The sequence below is a fragment of the Bradyrhizobium sp. MI1.3 genome, assembly GCF_055811695.1.
In genome coordinates this window covers 154,819-170,758 of the sequence record NZ_JBVVPQ010000011.1, presented here as the reverse complement: position 1 = coordinate 170,758, position 15,940 = coordinate 154,819, and the positions used below count along the sequence as shown (strand labels likewise).

The 15,940-nt window shown below is 65.1% G+C and carries 21 protein-coding genes and 1 tRNA gene; 9 read left to right on the top strand and 13 right to left on the bottom strand.

The window, feature by feature from the left end; all coding sequences use genetic code 11:
* Positions 1-205: 205 nt before the first annotated feature.
* The 4 genes from AC0L3A_RS11105 to AC0L3A_RS11090 all read left to right on the top strand — a co-directional run bounded on the left by AC0L3A_RS11105 (position 206) and on the right by AC0L3A_RS11090 (position 2,816).
* Positions 206-1,054, top strand: a complete 849-nt coding sequence (locus AC0L3A_RS11105; protein WP_035993269.1) for a sulfurtransferase — start codon at positions 206-208, stop codon at positions 1,052-1,054.
* A 105-nt stretch (positions 1,055-1,159) separates the two neighbouring features.
* A complete protein-coding gene (locus AC0L3A_RS11100; RefSeq protein ID WP_007594895.1) occupies positions 1,160-1,864 on the top strand; it encodes an RNA polymerase sigma factor in 705 nt (234 codons plus the stop codon).
* A 90-nt stretch (positions 1,865-1,954) separates the two neighbouring features.
* Entirely contained in the window at positions 1,955-2,488 is a 534-nt protein-coding gene (locus AC0L3A_RS11095; protein WP_473254359.1) for a DUF4142 domain-containing protein, read from the top strand.
* 10 nt (positions 2,489-2,498) lie between these two features.
* Entirely contained in the window at positions 2,499-2,816 is a 318-nt protein-coding gene (locus AC0L3A_RS11090; protein ID WP_007594893.1) for a cupredoxin domain-containing protein, read from the top strand.
* A gap of 93 nt (positions 2,817-2,909) precedes the next feature.
* On the opposite strand, the gene AC0L3A_RS11085 is transcribed toward AC0L3A_RS11090, so the two are convergent.
* From AC0L3A_RS11085 to AC0L3A_RS11070, 4 genes are all read right to left on the bottom strand, one after another.
* On the bottom strand, positions 2,910-3,176 hold the full coding sequence (locus AC0L3A_RS11085) for a hypothetical protein (RefSeq protein WP_007594892.1): 267 nt from the start codon (positions 3,174-3,176) through the stop codon (positions 2,910-2,912).
* A 253-nt stretch (positions 3,177-3,429) separates the two neighbouring features.
* The gene (locus AC0L3A_RS11080; protein WP_007594891.1) at positions 3,430-3,807 is read right to left on the bottom strand and encodes a TIGR02301 family protein; all 378 of its coding nucleotides are present in this window, start codon (positions 3,805-3,807) and stop codon (positions 3,430-3,432) included.
* 213 nt (positions 3,808-4,020) lie between these two features.
* Entirely contained in the window at positions 4,021-4,455 is a 435-nt protein-coding gene (locus AC0L3A_RS11075; RefSeq protein WP_473254358.1) for an NUDIX hydrolase, read from the bottom strand.
* 18 nt (positions 4,456-4,473) lie between these two features.
* Positions 4,474-4,974, bottom strand: coding sequence for a hypothetical protein (locus tag AC0L3A_RS11070; protein WP_007594889.1), 501 nt, complete (start codon positions 4,972-4,974; stop codon positions 4,474-4,476).
* Between the two features lie 63 nt (positions 4,975-5,037).
* On the opposite strand from AC0L3A_RS11070, the gene AC0L3A_RS11065 reads away from it, so the two are divergent.
* Positions 5,038-5,802, top strand: coding sequence for an SOS response-associated peptidase (locus AC0L3A_RS11065; protein ID WP_007594888.1), 765 nt, complete (start codon positions 5,038-5,040; stop codon positions 5,800-5,802).
* Between the two features lie 125 nt (positions 5,803-5,927).
* On the opposite strand, the gene AC0L3A_RS11060 is transcribed toward AC0L3A_RS11065, so the two are convergent.
* The 6 genes from AC0L3A_RS11060 to AC0L3A_RS11035 all read right to left on the bottom strand — a co-directional run bounded on the left by AC0L3A_RS11060 (position 5,928) and on the right by AC0L3A_RS11035 (position 11,627).
* Positions 5,928-7,121: a CaiB/BaiF CoA transferase family protein gene (locus AC0L3A_RS11060; RefSeq protein WP_354162012.1), complete on the bottom strand. Its 1,194-nt coding sequence runs from the start codon at positions 7,119-7,121 to the stop codon at positions 5,928-5,930.
* Positions 7,122-7,156: 35 nt separating this feature from the next.
* On the bottom strand, positions 7,157-8,086 hold the full coding sequence (locus tag AC0L3A_RS11055; RefSeq protein ID WP_007594885.1) for a hypothetical protein: 930 nt from the start codon (positions 8,084-8,086) through the stop codon (positions 7,157-7,159).
* A gap of 70 nt (positions 8,087-8,156) precedes the next feature.
* Positions 8,157-8,738: a GDP-mannose pyrophosphatase gene (locus tag AC0L3A_RS11050; RefSeq protein WP_473254357.1), complete on the bottom strand. Its 582-nt coding sequence runs from the start codon at positions 8,736-8,738 to the stop codon at positions 8,157-8,159.
* A gap of 9 nt (positions 8,739-8,747) precedes the next feature.
* Positions 8,748-9,191, bottom strand: a complete 444-nt coding sequence (locus AC0L3A_RS11045; protein WP_473254356.1) for a GNAT family acetyltransferase — start codon at positions 9,189-9,191, stop codon at positions 8,748-8,750.
* Positions 9,188-10,615 (bottom strand): FAD-binding oxidoreductase, encoded by a 1,428-nt coding sequence (locus AC0L3A_RS11040; protein ID WP_473254355.1) that lies wholly within the window; start codon positions 10,613-10,615, stop codon positions 9,188-9,190. The genes AC0L3A_RS11045 and AC0L3A_RS11040 overlap by 4 nt, the downstream gene beginning before the upstream one ends.
* 22 nt (positions 10,616-10,637) lie before the next feature.
* Entirely contained in the window at positions 10,638-11,627 is a 990-nt protein-coding gene (locus AC0L3A_RS11035) for an L-threonylcarbamoyladenylate synthase (protein ID WP_473254354.1), read from the bottom strand.
* A gap of 68 nt (positions 11,628-11,695) precedes the next feature.
* Between AC0L3A_RS11035 and AC0L3A_RS11030 the strand changes: the two genes are divergently transcribed.
* Positions 11,696-11,772: transfer RNA gene (locus AC0L3A_RS11030), tRNA-Pro, on the top strand.
* A gap of 200 nt (positions 11,773-11,972) precedes the next feature.
* Here AC0L3A_RS11030 and AC0L3A_RS11025 read toward each other — a convergent pair.
* The 3 genes from AC0L3A_RS11025 to AC0L3A_RS11015 form a co-directional block, all read right to left on the bottom strand.
* A complete protein-coding gene (locus tag AC0L3A_RS11025; RefSeq protein WP_219678648.1) occupies positions 11,973-12,299 on the bottom strand; it encodes a hypothetical protein in 327 nt (108 codons plus the stop codon).
* A 221-nt stretch (positions 12,300-12,520) separates the two neighbouring features.
* The gene (locus AC0L3A_RS11020; RefSeq protein WP_007594875.1) at positions 12,521-12,745 is read right to left on the bottom strand and encodes a hypothetical protein; all 225 of its coding nucleotides are present in this window, start codon (positions 12,743-12,745) and stop codon (positions 12,521-12,523) included.
* A 156-nt stretch (positions 12,746-12,901) separates the two neighbouring features.
* Positions 12,902-13,081 (bottom strand): hypothetical protein, encoded by a 180-nt coding sequence (locus AC0L3A_RS11015; protein ID WP_371261319.1) that lies wholly within the window; start codon positions 13,079-13,081, stop codon positions 12,902-12,904.
* 258 nt (positions 13,082-13,339) lie between these two features.
* Here AC0L3A_RS11015 and AC0L3A_RS11010 point away from each other — a divergent pair, with 258 nt between their 5' ends.
* The 3 genes from AC0L3A_RS11010 to AC0L3A_RS11000 all read left to right on the top strand — a co-directional run bounded on the left by AC0L3A_RS11010 (position 13,340) and on the right by AC0L3A_RS11000 (position 15,899).
* Positions 13,340-13,753: a hypothetical protein gene (locus AC0L3A_RS11010; protein ID WP_473254353.1), complete on the top strand. Its 414-nt coding sequence runs from the start codon at positions 13,340-13,342 to the stop codon at positions 13,751-13,753.
* A gap of 154 nt (positions 13,754-13,907) precedes the next feature.
* Positions 13,908-14,867, top strand: a complete 960-nt coding sequence (locus AC0L3A_RS11005; RefSeq protein ID WP_473254352.1) for an N-carbamoyl-D-amino-acid hydrolase — start codon at positions 13,908-13,910, stop codon at positions 14,865-14,867.
* Positions 14,868-15,278: 411 nt separating this feature from the next.
* On the top strand, positions 15,279-15,899 hold the full coding sequence (locus AC0L3A_RS11000; RefSeq protein WP_035993264.1) for a TetR/AcrR family transcriptional regulator: 621 nt from the start codon (positions 15,279-15,281) through the stop codon (positions 15,897-15,899).
* The last annotated feature ends 41 nt before the right edge of the window (positions 15,900-15,940 follow it).

The following is a 15,940-nucleotide window of genomic DNA, read 5'->3' as shown; positions in this document are numbered from 1 at the left end:
GACGTTGAAACAGTAGGGAGCGGCACAAGCGTTCCGCACTCCCGGCGTCGTCCTGGCGAAAGCCAGGACCCATTACCCCGACTGCATCTTGTGCGAAGACTGGTGGCCAACACTTGGGCGCCACAACTTGATCCTGTGGTAATGGGTCCTGGCTTTCGCCAGGACGACGCCGAGGGAGGAATGAACGTCCCAACCGACACCCCTCATCACCACCGAGCAACTCGCCGCCATACTCGGCGATCCCAATCTCCGCCTCTACGACTGCACGACCTACAACGAGCCGGTGCCGCCGGGCAGCGACGTGCCCTATCGCGCCGTGCCCGGCGACAAGACGTTCGAGGCCGGCCACATTCCAGGCGCCGATTTTCTCGACCTGCAAGGCGAGTTCTCCGACGCCTCTGCGCAGCAATTCTTCATGATGCCTGACGTGGCCCAGCTGGAGACCGCCTTCGGCCGCCACGGCCTCGATGCGTCCAAGTCCGTCGTGCTCTACAGCATCGGCACCATGATGTGGTCGACGCGGTTCTGGTGGATGCTGCGCTCGCTCGGCGTTGACGCGCGGGTGCTCGACGGTGGCCTCGACAAATGGAAGGAAGAGGGGCGGCCGGTCGAGACAGGCGCGCCGAAGGGCTATCCGGCCACCACCTTTAAGGCCATACCGCGCGCAGGCTTCTTCGTCGATAAGAATGCAGTGAAGGCACGGCTCGGCGATCCCGCGACTGTTATCGTCAACGCGCTCGGTTCCCAGTTTCATCGCGGCCTCGAGCCGAGCCGCTATGGGCGGCCCGGCCGGGTTCCCGGCAGCGTCAACGTTCCCGCGGCGGTTCTCACCAATGCCGACAAGACGCTGACGACGCTCGCCGATGCCGAAGCCAAATTCGCCGCGGCAGGCGTCACCTGCGACAAGAATGTCATCCTATATTGCGGTGGCGGCATCTCGGCGACGATCGATTTGCTGCTGCTGACGCAGCTCGGTTATGACAAGCTGACGCTGTACGATGCTTCGATGGGGGAGTGGGCGAAGGATCCGGCGCTGCCGATCGAGACGGATTAGGACATTCCCTGGTCTCTCCCCCAGGGGAAGGACAGAAACTTGGGAACCTTTCCCTTGGGGCGGCATCCAATGTCCGGAACGAAGCCAAACAAGCAGGTGACCGCCATGCCACGGACCGCAGCCGGCCTGTCCGCCGGCGCTAAGACTTCAGAAATCCGGACATTGGAAGCCGAACTGGTCGAGCGGGCGCGGGGCCGTGACGAGGCCGCGTTACGCGAGATCATGCAGGCCAACAATCGCAGGCTCTATCGTCTGGCGCGCGGAATTCTGCGCAGCGACAGCGAAGCCGAGGATGTCGTTCAGGAAACCTATATCCGCGCCTTCACCCATCTCGACGGTTTTCGCGGCGAGTCCGGTCTGTCGACATGGCTGTCGCGCATCGCCATCAACGAGGCGCTTGGCCGGACGCGAGGCGCCAGGCCGCATGTCGAGCTGGGCTCGGTGCCCGAAGCGACGCTCGAGGCGCAGATCATCAAATTTCCCGCTTCTCCCGCAGGCGATCCGGAAAGGACCATGGCCCAACGTGAAATCCAGCGCGTCGTCGAGCGCGCCATCGATGAGTTGCCGGATGTCTTCCGCATGGTCTTCGTCGCACGCGTGATGGAAGGCATGAACATCGAGGAGACCGCCGAGCTGCTCGGCGTCAAGCCCGAGACCGTGAAGACGCGACTGCACCGTGCGCGCACCATGTTGCGCGAGAACGTCGAGAAGGAGATCGGTCCGGTGGTGATGGATGCGTTCCCGTTCGCCGGGTGGCGCTGCGAGCGGCTGACCGTGTCAGTGCTGAAGCGGCTCGGCATCGGCGGCTGAATTTTTCGGGAACGTTCGCGCGAAAATTCCATCCAACGCCTGTGAAGCAACGCGCCGGCAAAACATCCGGCACCACAGGAGTGTCAAACCATGTTCGTTCGTTGGACCACGGCGATCGCCGCTGCAATTTTGTTGTCGAGCCCCGCGCTGCTGCAAGGCGCCAGAGCAGCCGACAAGCTGACCAATCCGCAGATCGCCCATATCGCCTACACCGCGGGTGTGATCGACATCAACGCAGCCAAGCAGGCGCAGAAGAAAGCCAAGAACAAGGACGTGAAGGCGTTTGCCGACGACATGCTGCGCGACCACGAGGCCGTCAACAAGCAGGCGCTCGCGCTGGTCAAGAAGCTGAACGTCACGCCTGAAGACAACGACACCAGCAAGGCGCTGTCGAAGCAGGCGAGCGAGAAGCTCGCCGAATTGGACAAGCTGAGGGGTGCGGCCTTCGACAAGGCCTACGTCGCAAACGAGGTCGCCTACCACAAAACCGTCAATGGCGCGCTGGAAACCCAGCTCATTCCGTCCGCCAGCAATGCCGAACTGAAGAGCCTGCTGCAGACCGGCCTGAAAATTTTCCAGGGCCATCAGCAGCACGCCGAGCACATCGCGGCGGAGCTGAAATAGGGAGGCGATGATGCCGGGACGATTGTCTGCGATCGCGTCAGCGGTCCTGCTCGTGGCGTTGGCCGTCCCGGCGCACGCCGCGACCATAGAGATCACGATGGAGAACCTCGAAGTGTCGCCGAAAGACGCTTCGGCGAAGGTCGGCGACACCATTGAATGGATCAACAAGGACGTGTTCGCCCACACCGCGACGGCCAGGAACGGCGATTTCGACGTCAACTTGCCGGCGAAAAAATCAGGGACGTTGGTCCTCAAGAAGGCAGGCACGGTCGATTATTACTGCCGCTATCATCCCAACATGAAAGCGACGCTTAAGATCGAGCCGTAACGGGTTGGGGAGCGCATTCCCGACGGCAGCGGAAACTGGCCCCGCCCGCGTGGCGGGGGCGTTTTCGGCAAGGCTTACTGCCTGAAGAAAGACTTACTGTCGGGAGATGTCGACCGAGAATTCGCCGTTGCGGATGCGGCCAGGAAAGCCTTCGACGAACTTCGCCACCGCGTCCTCGCCATAGGTGCCGACCAGCTCGGCAAGGGCCGCGAACAGGCTCGCCTGCGCCAGGCAGTCGCCGTCGACGCCGTCATGGCGCGCTTCGGCCCAGGCCTCGTTGAGATAGCTCAGTGCGGCCTGTTTCTGCTCGTGATCGGGCAGCGGCGCGCGTGCGGGGGCGTAGGACACTGGATGGCTCATGAAACTCGTCAGGGCTGGGGCGCAATCCACGGCGATGCGCTGTGCGAGAGGTGTAGCACGCGGGTTAACGCCCGCTAGGCCACTTCTTTAGGAACGGTTAACGGCTGTGTACAAAGTCGATGACAGGGTTCCCGCCGCTGTCATTCCGGGGCGCGCGCAGCGCGAGCCCGGAATCCATCTGGTCGCAGAGACGGTGGAAGAATGGATTCCGGGCTCGCGACGTCGTCGCGCCCCGGAATGACGAATGGAGAGTTCAGTTCGCGTAACGCGCCGTGAGATCGCGCGAGATCTTCGCGCCTTCCTCGATGTAGCGGCGGATCGCCACCGTCGCGGCCGGCGTGCAGCTCCGGTAGGTCTGCTGAAAACCGTTATAGCCGCGGTTGAAGCCGGCGATCATGCGGGTGCGGCGTTCGCCCGCGGGGGTTTCGGCATCGATCAGCGCCTGCATCTCGCTGCGCCATTTGTTGCCCTCGTTGGACCCGCAGATGCCGCGCAGATAGTGCAGCCCGCCGAGGATCTCCGCCAGCCGCTGCAAATCGCCGTCAAACGGCGCTGCCCCGTCCTGAGCCCTCGTGGGCACCGAGGCGCAGGCGAGAATCAGGGCAAAAATGGCCAGAAATCGCATCGACATCGGCCGGGTGTATGCCTCCTCGGGGCGACAGACGCAAGGCGCCGGGCCGCGCGAGCGGTGCGCTCCCTCCCCCGCTTGCGGGGGAGGGTCGGGGAGAGGGTATCTCCGCAGGCGAGCACCCCCAAGAGGAAAAAGGCCTCACCCGCCGCGCTCTCGCGCGTCGACCTCTCCCGCAAGCAAGCGGGAGAGGTGCGGCGGAGTTCGCTGTGCTGCCTATGCCTCGATCAGGCGCGCGGCGGACTGGATGACCTCTTCCAGCCCGCCGGTCAGCTTGAGGTCGCCAAGGCTCGCCAGGGCCTGCGGGGCGATCCAGCGGAAGTCGTCGAGCTCGTCGTTGAGAACCGGCTCCCGGGCCACCCAGCGGGCGGCAAAGGACATGATCAGGTAGTGGCCGGCGCCGGCCGCGGCCGGCAGCACTTCGCGCCAGCCCGCGAGGCCAATGATGTCGATATCGAGCCCGGTCTCCTCGTCGATCTCGCGCGCCAGCGCCTGGTGCAGCGATTCGCCGAACTCGACCCGGCCGCCGGGCAGCGAATAGAACCCCTTTGCCGGCGAGCGTGCACGACGGGTCAGAAGCACCTTGCCGTCACGAAAAATCGCGGCACTGACCGCGATCTGGGGACGGGTCGGCTGAACGATCGCAGCCATGACTTCACCTGCTCGAGCTCAGTTCGCCATGATATTGTCGACGTCGGCTTCAGCGCCGCCATTGATAATGCCGCCGCAGGCCGCGATCAGCGGCCTGACCCACTGGGCGGCCTGCTCGGCGAGGCGAACGCGGGTCGTGTCCTTCTCGACCTCGCGCATGGCCGAGCCGACCGCGGTCAGGATCGAGGTCATGGTGTCCGTGAGGTGGTCAAACTGGGCGCGCACGTTCGGGTCGGCCTTTTCGTAGGCCTCGATCGCCAGATCCCGGGCCTTGAAATTCGAGGCGGTGAAATGCTCGGCATAGGACAGCGGCGACCAGGTCAGAAAATCTTCCGCGCATTCCGGCATGTCGGGCACCATTTCCAGCAGCATCACGGCTTCATTGAAATGGTTGAGATAGTCGGTGGCAAGCCCGGTCCGCGGGTTGATGTTGGCCACGCGCAGCCGCTCGGCCCAGGCCGCGGCCTCTGGCGCCGTCTGTCCATGCATTCGCGCCGGCTGGGAGACCGTTGAGCTCATCTGCCGCAGTGTTAACGTTCGGGGTTAAAAGGACCTGAACGGACCCTATATAGGCCATCGAGGATGTGTGGACGCTTCGTCATAACTTCGGCCCCCGCGGCTTTGCGGCAACTGTTCGGCTACATTGAGCAGCCGAACTTCCCGCCCCGGTTCAATGTGGCCCCGACACAACCGATTCCGGTCGTGCTGGCCGAGAACGGCGCGCGTCATTTTCGCCTGATGCGCTGGGGACTGCTGCCGGGCTGGGTCAAGGATCCCCGCGGGTTTACGCTCCTGATCAATGCGCGTTCCGAGACGGTGCTGGAGAAGCCCGCCTTCAAACGCGCGATTCGCCGGCGCCGCGGCCTGATTCCGGCCGACGGCTATTACGAATGGAAGACGGAGGATGGCCGCAAGCAGCCCTTCTTCATCCATCGCGCCGACGGCGCGCCGCTCGGCTTTGCCGCATTGTTCGAGACCTGGGTTGGGCCGAACGGCGAGGAGCTCGACACGGTCGCGATCGTCACGGCGGCGGCAGGCGAGGATCTCGCCACGCTGCATGACCGCGTGCCCGTCACCATCAGCCCGCGCGATTTCGAGCGCTGGCTCGACAGAAGCAGCGATGACGTCGATGCCGTGTTGCCGCTGATGACCGCGCCGCAAATCGGCGAATTCGCCTGGCACCCGGTCTCCACCCGCGTCAACCGCGTCGCCAACGACGACGACCAGTTGCTCCTTCCGATCAGCGCGGAGGAGATGGAAGCGGAGCTAGAGGCCGCGAAACCGAAGCGGGCGGTGCGGAAGGCCGCGGCCGGCTCGGCGGATGACGGGCAGGGGTCGTTGTTCTGAACACTGGCGCCGTAGGGTGGGCAAAGCGAAGCGTGCCCACCATTGCGCACCGAAGAAGCGGATAGGTGGTGGGCACGGCGCGTTGCGCCTTTGCCCACCCTACGGCAGCGGAGTTTGCGGCAGCCCTACACAATGTCTTTCGCCCGTAGTCCCGCGATCTCCGCCGCGTCAAATCCCAGCTCGCCCAGCACCGCGTCCGTATCCGCACCGAGCTCCGGCGCCATGCGGTCGAGCCTGCCGCCGCCATGCGCGAGCTTGAAGCCGCTGCCGGCGAAGCGCAGGCGACCGTAGGGCGTATCGAGCTCTTGGATTGCGCCGCGCGCCTTGATCTGCGGATGGTCGATCACCTCTTCGACTTTCCAGATGCTGGCGCAGGGCGCGCCGGCATCCTCCAGGATTGTCTCCCATTCGCGCGCCGGCCTGGCCGCGAGCGCCGCTTCGATGATGGCGCGCAGGGCCGGTTCGTTTTCGTTGCGGGCGAACCAGTCGGCGAAGCGCGGATCGGACAGCGTATCCTCGCGGCCGAGCGCAGACATCAGCGCGCGATATTGCTTCTCGTTGTTGACGGCGAGCAGGATGTGACCGTCGCCGCATCTAAACAAATTCGCAGTGGTCCTGCGGCTGACGGCCTGATTGCCCGACAGCTGCTGGCGATGGCCGGCGACCGACCAGTCCGCGATCTGTCCCGACAGGAATGCCATCGTCGCCTCCAGCATGGAGACGTCAATGAGTTGGCCCTTGCCGGTGCGATCGCGCTGGTACAGCGCGCTCGACACGCCAAAGGCAGCCGTGGCGCCCGACAGCACGTCGCACACCGCAAAGCCCGCACGAGTTGGCCCAGTCTCCGGATGACCCGTGATCGCCATGATGCCGGACAGCGCCTGCATCTTGCCGTCATAGCCGGGGCGCAGCCGATCCGGACCGGTCTGGCCGAAGCCTGACACCGCGCAGTAGATCAGTTTTGGATTGATTGCGGACAGCGCCTCATAGCCGATGCCGAGCTTGTCCATCACACCGGGGCGGAAATTCTCCATGACCACGTCGACCTGCGCGGCGAGCTTCTTCACGATCGCGATCGCATCGGGCTTTTGCAGATCGAGCGTCAGGCTCCGCTTGTTGCCGTTGATGGCCTGGAACGCCGGCGCCAGCCCGCGCTCGGCCCATTCGCGGCTGAGCGGCGTGCGGCGCATGTCCTCGCCCTCGCGCCGCTCGACCTTGATGACGTCGGCGCCCAGGAGCGCGAGCTGGTAGCTCGCATAGGGGCCTGCCAGCACTTGCGTGAAGTCCAGGATCTTCACGCCCTCGAACGGTCGCGTCACGTCGCTCTCCCTTTTGTTGTGGTTGTCGGAGGACGTCAGGCGGCGCGATTGCCGCGCGCGATCTCCTTCTGCTTGTCGAATTCGGCGCGGCGGCGCGCCAGCTCTTCGGCTGAGAGCTGCGCGACGTTGTTGTAGTCGAGCTTCCAGGAGGCGTCCTCGCTCCAGCGCAGCGGCGACTGCATGGTGGTCTGCGGGCCGCTCGCGGTCTCCAGCAGTTTCAGCGCCAGCTCGAGCGTCTGCGCCTGCGAGACGATGTCGTGCGGCTTGCCGGCGGAATTGCCGAGCGGGAAATCCGAGAACAGGAAACGCGGCACGGCGGCGTGCTCGATGATGTCCTTGGCGCAGCCCATGATCACGGTCGGAATGCCGTTGGCCTCGAGATGCCGCGCCACCAGCGCCGTGGTCTGATGGCAGACGGGACAGTTCGGAACCAGCACCGCGACATCGACCTTGTCGGCAAGGCAGCGCGCCAGAATTTCCGGCGCGTCGGTGTCGAGGGTGACGCGATGGCTGCGGTTGGTCGGCGCCCCGAAGAAGCGCGGGGCCACCTCGCCGATGCGCTCCGCAGCGCTCGCCTTCAAAAGCTGCGGCAGCGGAAACCAGGTGCCGTTGTCGGTGGCCGTGGTGTGCTTGCGGTCGTAGCCGATATGCGAGATGCGAAGGTCGTGCTGCTTCGCCGTGTCGCCGTCATAGACCTGGTAGAATTTCGCGCCGCCATTATACGCCGCGCCCGGGCCCTGGTCGCCCTTGGTGGGGTCGTACGGCGCGGCCGTCGTGATGATAGTGACGCGTGATTGCGACAGCGGCTTCTTCAGCGGCTGGAACGGCGCCTCGGTGTAATGGGCCCAGCGATACGCCGTGGTGTAGCCAATCGCGGCGTAATAGTCCCGCGTGCGCTGCATATAGGGGACGGGGGCGTCATAGTCGGGCGCAAAGCCGAATTCGTCGTCGCGCGAAGCGGACATGGGCGCGTCTCCTGGTTCTTGTTGGCGATAGACTAGAGATAGTCGGGGGAGAGCTCAAGAGTAAGCAAGCTCACCGAAACACATGCAGCGCCACATGCTGCAGCAGCATGATCGCCTTGGCGTCGATGATGCGGCCGTCCGCGATCATCGCCAGCGCCTCGTCGATGCCGAGCTCCAGCACCTCGATGTCCTCGCCTTCGTGTTCGAGGCCGCCGCCGTCGCTGACCCGCATCTCCGGCTCGTATTCGGCGATGAAGAAATGCAGCTTCTCGGTGATGGCGCCGGGGCTCATGAACGCCTCGAACACCTTTTCGACGTGGTGCAGGCGATAGCCGGTTTCCTCCTCGGCCTCGGCGCGGATGCGAATTTCGGGCGAGGCATCGTCCAGCACGCCGGCGGCGGCTTCGATCAGGAGATCGTCGTAGCCGCGGATGAAGGCCGGCAGGCGGAATTGCTTCACCAGGATCACGGTCCGCCGTGCGAGATTATACGGCAGCACGGCGGCGGCGTTGTCGCGCTCATAGGTCTCGCGGTGCTGCGTCTGCCATTCGCCATTGGCGCGCCGGTACTCGAACGTGGTGTTCTTCAGCGTGGTCCAGTTGTCCGAGAGCACGCGGACGTCCTTGATGCGGACGCGGTCGGAAATGGTCATGGCTCGGTCTCAATTGCTTGGCGTTGTGGTGCGGCCGTCGAGCCACTTCTGGAACATCACCGAGGTCGATTCCTCGAAAGCCAGCGACTGGTAGAACGCATTGGCCTGCTCATTGCCGCGGCGGACCAGGAGCTGCAGCTTCAAAATTCCAGCCGCGCGCAGCCAGGCTTCGGCCGCGGCCATGATGACGCGGCCGTAGCCACGCTTCTGGCTATCGGGGTCAACGGCGACGTAATAGACCCAGCCGCGATGGCCGTCATGGCCGACCATCACGGTAGCGACGACGGCGCCGCCGTCGCGGCCGAGCAGGATGGTGGAATTGTCGCGCCGCCGCGCCAGCGCGATGTCGGCATGCGGATCGTTCCACGGCCGGGTCAGGCCGCAGCGCTGCCACAGCGCGACCACCGGCTCGACATCCGCGTCGGTGATCGCGTCGATCGTGAGCGCACTCACAGCACTTTTCCCGGGTTCATGATTCCAAGCGGATCGAGCATCGCCTTGAGCTGTCGCATCAGCTCGATTGCAGTCTTGTCCTTCACATCGGGAAGCTCGTCGCGCTTGAGCACGCCGATGCCGTGCTCGGCCGAGATCGAGCCGCCCATGCGCAGCACGATCGCGAACACGACCGCGTTCATCTGGTGCCAGCGCGCCAGATAGTCCGCGGTGTTGGCGCCGATGGGCTGGCTGACATTGTAGTGCAGATTGCCGTCGCCGAGATGGCCGAACGGCACCGGCCGCGCGCCGGGGATCAGCTTCACCACGGCTTCATTGGCCTCGGCGATGAAGGCGGGCACGGTGGCCACGGGCACGGAGATGTCGTGCTTGATCGAGCCGCCCTCCGGCTTCTGCGCCGACGACATCTCGTCGCGCAGCTTCCAGAAGCCGGCACGCTGGGTGAGATTGGCCGCGATCACCGCGTCGTCGACGATCTCGTCCTCCATGGCACGGCTGAGGATCGTCTCCAGCGGCGTGCGGGCGTCGTCGCCGGGTGACGACAATTCCATCAGCACGTACCAGGCATGCTTTTGCGCGAGCGGATCGCGCACGTCGATGCCGTGGCGGATCGAGAAATCGACCGCCATCTCCGAGAGCAGCTCGAAACTCGTCAGCGCATTGGCGGCCTCGCTTTGCGCGATCGCCAGCAGTTTCAGCGCGGCGTCCGGCGACTTCAGCCCGACGAAGGCGGTCTCGATCGACCGAGGCTTCGGAAACAGCTTCAGCGTCGCCGCGGTGATGATGCCGAGCGTGCCTTCGGCGCCAATGAAGAGGTTGTGCAGATTGTAGCCGGTGTTGTCCTTCTTCAGCTTCGAGAGCACGCCGAGCACGCGCCCGTCCGCCAGCACCACCTCGAGCCCCAGCGCCATCTCGCGCGCGACGCCATAGGCGAGCGCGGCCGTGCCGCCGGCATTGGTCGAGAGATTGCCGCCGATGGTGCAGCTCCCTTCCGCGCCCAGCGAAAGCGGAAACAGCCGGTCCACGTCCGCGGCCTTCTGCTGCGCGATCTGCAGCACCACGCCGGCCTCGCAGGTCATGGTGTTGGAGGCGGTGTCGATCTCGCGGATCTTGTCGAGCCGCCGCAGCGACACCACCACCTCGCCATTGTGCGGGGTCTGGCCGCCGACGAGCCCGGTGTTGCCGCCCTGCGGCACCAGCGCGATCTTGTGCTCCGAAGCGAGCTTGCAGATCGCGGCGACCTCCGCGGTCGAGCCTGGGCGCAGCACCAGCGGCGAGCGGCCGTGGAACAGATTGCGCTCCTCGGTGACATAGGCCTCGATGTCGGCCGCATCGGTGATCGCGTGCCTCTCGCCGACGATCTTGCGGAATTGTTCGATCAGCTCGGGCGCAAGCGGAGGGGTGGCGGAATGATTAATGTTCATTGTCTTGTCTCTTGCTTCGCTCTTATCTCGCCACGGCCGCCCGGCGCAGCCGGTCGTTGATCGCTTCGCCTAGATCCTCCTCGGGGATCGTCATCACCGCGATCGCCCGCGGGCGCCTCTCATCGAGGGCGCGAACATAGCCGAACAGATTGGCGGCGGCTTCATCGAGATCACCGCTGGGCGACAAATTCATGACCGCGGCAGCGGCCTTCAGGCCAGGCAGGCGCGCGGGGCCGAACGCCAGCAGCGCTTCGCCCGGCGCGACGTCCTGCGCATTGAGCCGCACATGGGCGCGCGGCGCGTAATGCGAGGCCAGCATGCCCGGCGCCAGCGGCTGGCTGTCGTCGCTGTCGGCCTCCGCCGGCAGTCGCGCCAGCGGTGCGCCGAGCACGGCCTCGATCCGCTCGCGTGACAGGCCGCCGGGCCGCAGCAGCATCGGCGCCGCAAAGCAGCCGACGATGGTCGATTCGACGCCGACCGTAACCGGCCCGCCGTCGACGATCAGGTCGATCCGGCCCGCAAGGTCGCCCTCGACATGAGCTGCCAGCGTCGGCGAGACGTGGCCGGAGAGGTTGGCAGACGGCGCCACCACAGCCCCGCCAAAGGCGCGCAGGATCGCCTGCGCCACCGGATGGGCCGGAATGCGGATCGCGACCGTGTCGAGGCCCGCAGTGGCAAGCTCGGCCACCGGGCAGTTTTCCGTCTTCGGCACCACCAGCGTCAGCGGCCCCGGCCAGAACGCCTCCGCAAGGCGCGAGGCGCAGGCGTCGAATCGCCCGATCCTGCGCGCGGCCGCGAGGTCGGCGACATGCGCGATCAGCGGATTGAAGGCCGGCCGCCCCTTGGCGGCGTAAAGATGGGCAATCGCGCCGGCATTTCCGGCATCCGCCCCGAGCCCGTAGACCGTTTCGGTCGGGAACGCGACCAGCCCGCCGGCGGCCAATGTCCGGGCGGCAGCCTCCGCGCCAGCCTCGCCGGCCGGTAAAATCAGCGTTTCAAGACCCGTTTTCACAGGGATAAGATTCCTCAGCTCGGCCGCTTGCGGTGCGCCAAACCCGACGCTATAAGCCGGCCTCTTGTCGGAGTGTGGCTCAGCCCGGTAGAGCACTGCGTTCGGGACGCAGGGGTCGCAGGTTCGAATCCTGCCACTCCGACCATTCTTCCAAAAGTCGACGTTTTCCTAAGGCTCGTTCCCAATGGCTTGGCGGACCGGCCGCCGGCGCCCGGGAGCGCCTTCTTGCAACGATTTTCGGGGCGGGTCCACGGCCGATTTGGCCGGGCAGGGCGGCTTGTGTGAGCGGCATGGCTCGGCATTTGCCGATATCAATGACTCGGCGTTGTAAGCTAGGTCAGAGGACTACCGCCGCGCCACCAGCACGCCGATCATGAATGCCACCATCAGCGCCGGCAGCGGCGCCTCGCGCACCATGCCGCGAACGACGTGTGTCCAATGTTGCTCCGGGACGAGGTTCGGCGACCTGATCTCCGGCGTTGGCGTGATGCCCCATTCCGACGCTAGCTCTGCGACCTCGCTCGATGCGAGCCGCACGCCATCGCGGACGCGGAAGATCGCTGCGTCGGATCGTTCGCCTGGTGCGAGCGCCATCAGCGTCGCGACGGCTGTGCGCAACGTCATCTCGCCGTAGCCTTGCAGCCTGACCGATTCCTCGGGGTCGGACGTCATCGCAAATACCTCACAGCGCCAAATGCTCTACAGCGCGAAGTGGCGCGCGATGGTGAAGGCCATCGTCGCGCACAGGACCAGCGTGGATACCGCGCCGGCCACGCCGCGCACGAGATCGGCCCGCGTCAGGTGCCTGGTCATGATCTTGCTCCATGCTCGGCATGGCAATGGCGGGGAGGCGGCGTTGGTTCCTTGCGCGACGGGCGAATCGCGAACCGCGGCTATTTCCGCAGCAGCTCGCTCAGTGCGGCCGTCGCCTCGGCGCAGCGGATATCGTCGATTTCGCGCGACAGGCTGAGGGCGCTCGATCTGAGCTCTTCGACTTTCCAGCTCTCGGGGTGCTGGGTCTCGAGTTGACCGAGCCGCTTGTTCAGATCGTCCAATCTGGTCTGCAACTGCTCGACGCTGGCAGCCCCGTTCACCACCCAGACTCGTTGCGCACGCATCGTCGTTCCCCTGCTCGTCTCACGGCGTTGTGAGAGGGGTTCGTGGCCGCAATGGGAGTTTCTTTTGTCCGGCTTCAGACGGACGGGAACCGTTGCAGATCGGCAACGGGAGTTCCTTCGTGTTAGCGTGCGTCTGGAGCTCGGCCCGTCGCCGCATCAGGCCGCGCGCGGCCACTCGGTCGATTGCTTTTCAAGCCGGCTTTCGAGAATGGCGACGCTCACCCGGATATTCTCGCGCCGAGCCCGCAGGTTGTGCGCGAGCATGGGGTAGGCGACGTTCTGGGGATCGCAGATTCCAGCCTTCCGCTCTTCCTCCAGAATGTCGGCGTCGATCATTCGCAGGCGCCAGCGCAGGTCGGAGATCAATGCGTGGAGCTGTGTCGACATGGTCGCTTCGAAACGGGACGTCGGGTGCATGATCGCCTCACGATGAGACAGACCCACTGCGGGTCTGAGGGATTTGACTGCCGTGCAGCAAGCGGAATGCCAGTGGGCGGCTGAGCGTCTCGCGCGATTGCTCGACGGCGCACCGGAACGATTGCCACTTTTTCCCGTTGCTGCAGGGGCCTCGACAACGAGGCGATCGAGGGACCCATGCCGCTCATCCGCTATTTCGTCTTCACCGGCGGCGCTCTGCTCGGCCTCCTGTACCTCGCTGACTACTACCTCGCCGGCCCCGTAAGCGCCGCCGCCGAAACCGGACCGGACCTCTCGATCGCCCGAATTCATTCTGCACAGACCTGGCCGGAGAAGATCGTCTTCGACACCAACGTGCGACAGATTCCGTTGACCAAAACTGTGGCGTCAACGTCAGACGCGGCGGCGCCAGTCGCGCCGGACGGTACGCGCCAGGCATTTGCCATGGCGGCGCAGCCCGCCGCGGAGCCCAGGCAGGCCAAGGCGGCCTCTCCGAACAAGCGCGTCGCGGAGCGGCATCGTCGCCGCCAGCCGTCGCCCATGGCGGCGCGCGGTCAGTTCTTCAACGAGCCCGTTGCCGCAGAATGGTGAGTGGCGCTCTGCAATTCATCGTCGGCGCTTCCCACGTGACGGGCGGGCTGCCTCTCGGTTGGGCACCGTGCCGGACAGCGAGGCTGTGCGCGCGACGCATCGCGCGATAGTCTCTGCCGCAACCTGACCAGGGAAGCGGACGAGGGAAAGATTCGTGGCGAGATTTGTAACTGTTGCGGCCGGCCAGCTTGGCCCTGTGGCGCGGACCGAGACCAGAACCGCGGTCGTGGCGCGCCTGATGGCGTTGATGCGCCAGGCGCACGCAAACGGTTGCGACCTGATCGTCTATCCCGAGCTCGCTCTGACCACGTTCTTTCCGCGCTGGTATTTCGAGGACCAGGCCGAGATCGACAGCTTCTTCGAGCGGGAGATGCCGGGGCGGGAGACGAGAGGCCTGTTCGATCTCGCGCGCGAGATCGGCATCGGATTTTACCTTGGCTATGCCGAGCTGACGGTCGAGGCCGGAATGGTCAGGCGCTACAACACCTCGATCCTGGTCGAGAAGAGCGGCGCCATCGTCGCGAGATATCGCAAGGTTCATCTGCCCGGGCATGCCGAGCACGAGCCCTGGCGCGAATTCCAGCATCTGGAAAAACGCTATTTCGAGCCCGGCGATGGTTTTGGCGTGACCGAGGCCTTTGGCGGCGTGATGGGGATGGCGATCTGCAATGACCGCCGCTGGAGCGAGACCTATCGGGTGATGGGCCTGCAGGGCGTCGAGATGGTGATGATCGGCTACAACACGCCGGTGCACAATCCGCCCGCGCCCGAGCATGACGATCTCTCGCTGTTTCACAATCATCTGGTGATGCAGGCCGGCGCCTACCAGAACGGCACCTTCGTGGTCGGCGTCGCCAAAGCGGGTGTCGAGGAGGGCGTCGACCACATCGGCGGAAGCTGCGTCATCGCGCCCTCCGGCGAGATCATCGCGCGATGCACGACCAAGAGCGACGAGATCGCGCTCGCCCGCTGCGATCTCGATCTCTGCAACTCCTACAAGCGCACCACCTTCAATTTCGACGTTCACCGTCAGCCGCAGGCCTACGGGATGATCGTCGAACGGAAGGGCGTGACCATGATGGCGGATGGAACGCCGGTGCGAACGACGGGGTGATCTCCTGTAGCCCGGGTGAGCGTAGCGATACCCGGGGCCGCTCGCGCGGCGTTCGCACCTTCCCGGATTACGCTTGCGCTCCATCCGGGCTACGGGACTTCCTGTGTCGCCCCCTGTCAGTCCGCCGCCGCTTAGAGGCGATGCTATCCCGTGCTTCGCTCGGAATTGGCCATGTCGCGGCAGTCAGGCGCAACAATCTCAAATGTCGTCCTGGCGAAGGCCAGGACCCATACCGCGAGGTCAAGCGATTTGACGCGGTATCAATCCCACCGAACGAATGTCCGCCAAACCCCTCCCTGGATAATGGGTCTTGGCCTTCGCCAGGACGACGCCTGAGCCATCAGTTTGATCCGTGATCTCATCACAACCAAGTGTCTTTATTCGGAAACAATCATTCCCTATTATCCCGCAATGCAAAAGACCGCCCGCAAATCCCAGCCGATTGCCCGTCCGCCCGGTCGTCCCCGGGAGTTCGACATGGACACCGCGCTCGACAGGGCCGTCCGCGTGTTTTCCGAGCGCGGTTATCATGCCACCTCGATCGGCGATCTCACCACGGCGATGCGGCTGGCGACCGGCAGCGTTTACAAGGCATTTCGCGACAAGCATGCGGTGTTTCTCGCCGCCTTCGAGCGCTACGTGGCTCTGCGCCAGGAGCAGACGCGTAGCGCGGCGGCGAAAGGCGCCAATGGCCGCGAGCGGCTGCGCAACATGCTGCTGTCGTATGTAGAGCATTCCCAAGGCAGCGAGGGGCGGCGCGGCTGCCTCGTGGTCGGCAGCGCCGTCGAATTGTCCGCGGTCGATCCGGTGGTCGCCGCCCTCGTCAGCGCGCGGCTGGAAACCAACGAAGGCTTCATCGCCGGCCTCATTCGCGAGGGGCAGGCCGACGGCTCTATACCCCGCCATGTCGCCGCCGATGACACCGCGCGGCTGATGATCTGCATCACGCAGGGCCTGCGCGTCGTCGGCAAGGCGCGCCTTTCGCTCGACGGCAAGCGCCTGGTCGCTGTCGCCATGAAGCTGCTCGCCTGAATTTTTTGTCATATTAGGGAACAAACGTTTCCTATAGTTCG

Bases quoted from the DNA above. Each gene is read 5' to 3' on its own strand.
- AC0L3A_RS11010 (WP_473254353.1), top strand. From the start codon at position 13,340: ATGCCGCTCATCCGCTATTTCGTCTTCACCGGCGGCGCTCTGCTCGGC.
- AC0L3A_RS11070 (WP_007594889.1), bottom strand. From the start codon at position 4,974: ATGAGCTCAACGGTCTCCCAGCCGGCGCGAATGCATGGACAGACGGCG.
- AC0L3A_RS11025 (WP_219678648.1), bottom strand. From the start codon at position 12,299: ATGACGTCCGACCCCGAGGAATCGGTCAGGCTGCAAGGCTACGGCGAG.
- AC0L3A_RS11100 (WP_007594895.1), top strand. From the start codon at position 1,160: ATGCCACGGACCGCAGCCGGCCTGTCCGCCGGCGCTAAGACTTCAGAA.
- AC0L3A_RS11055 (WP_007594885.1), bottom strand. From the start codon at position 8,086: ATGTCCGCTTCGCGCGACGACGAATTCGGCTTTGCGCCCGACTATGAC.
- AC0L3A_RS11020 (WP_007594875.1), bottom strand. From the start codon at position 12,745: ATGCGTGCGCAACGAGTCTGGGTGGTGAACGGGGCTGCCAGCGTCGAG.
- AC0L3A_RS11040 (WP_473254355.1), bottom strand. From the start codon at position 10,615: ATGAACATTAATCATTCCGCCACCCCTCCGCTTGCGCCCGAGCTGATC.
- AC0L3A_RS11065 (WP_007594888.1), top strand. From the start codon at position 5,038: ATGTGTGGACGCTTCGTCATAACTTCGGCCCCCGCGGCTTTGCGGCAA.
- AC0L3A_RS11080 (WP_007594891.1), bottom strand. From the start codon at position 3,807: ATGTCGATGCGATTTCTGGCCATTTTTGCCCTGATTCTCGCCTGCGCC.
- AC0L3A_RS11015 (WP_371261319.1), bottom strand. From the start codon at position 13,081: ATGATCGACGCCGACATTCTGGAGGAAGAGCGGAAGGCTGGAATCTGC.
- AC0L3A_RS11095 (WP_473254359.1), top strand. From the start codon at position 1,955: ATGTTCGTTCGTTGGACCACGGCGATCGCCGCTGCAATTTTGTTGTCG.
- AC0L3A_RS11090 (WP_007594893.1), top strand. From the start codon at position 2,499: ATGCCGGGACGATTGTCTGCGATCGCGTCAGCGGTCCTGCTCGTGGCG.
- AC0L3A_RS11075 (WP_473254358.1), bottom strand. From the start codon at position 4,455: ATGGCTGCGATCGTTCAGCCGACCCGTCCCCAGATCGCGGTCAGTGCC.
- AC0L3A_RS11085 (WP_007594892.1), bottom strand. From the start codon at position 3,176: ATGAGCCATCCAGTGTCCTACGCCCCCGCACGCGCGCCGCTGCCCGAT.
- AC0L3A_RS11000 (WP_035993264.1), top strand. From the start codon at position 15,279: ATGCAAAAGACCGCCCGCAAATCCCAGCCGATTGCCCGTCCGCCCGGT.
- AC0L3A_RS11050 (WP_473254357.1), bottom strand. From the start codon at position 8,738: ATGACCATTTCCGACCGCGTCCGCATCAAGGACGTCCGCGTGCTCTCG.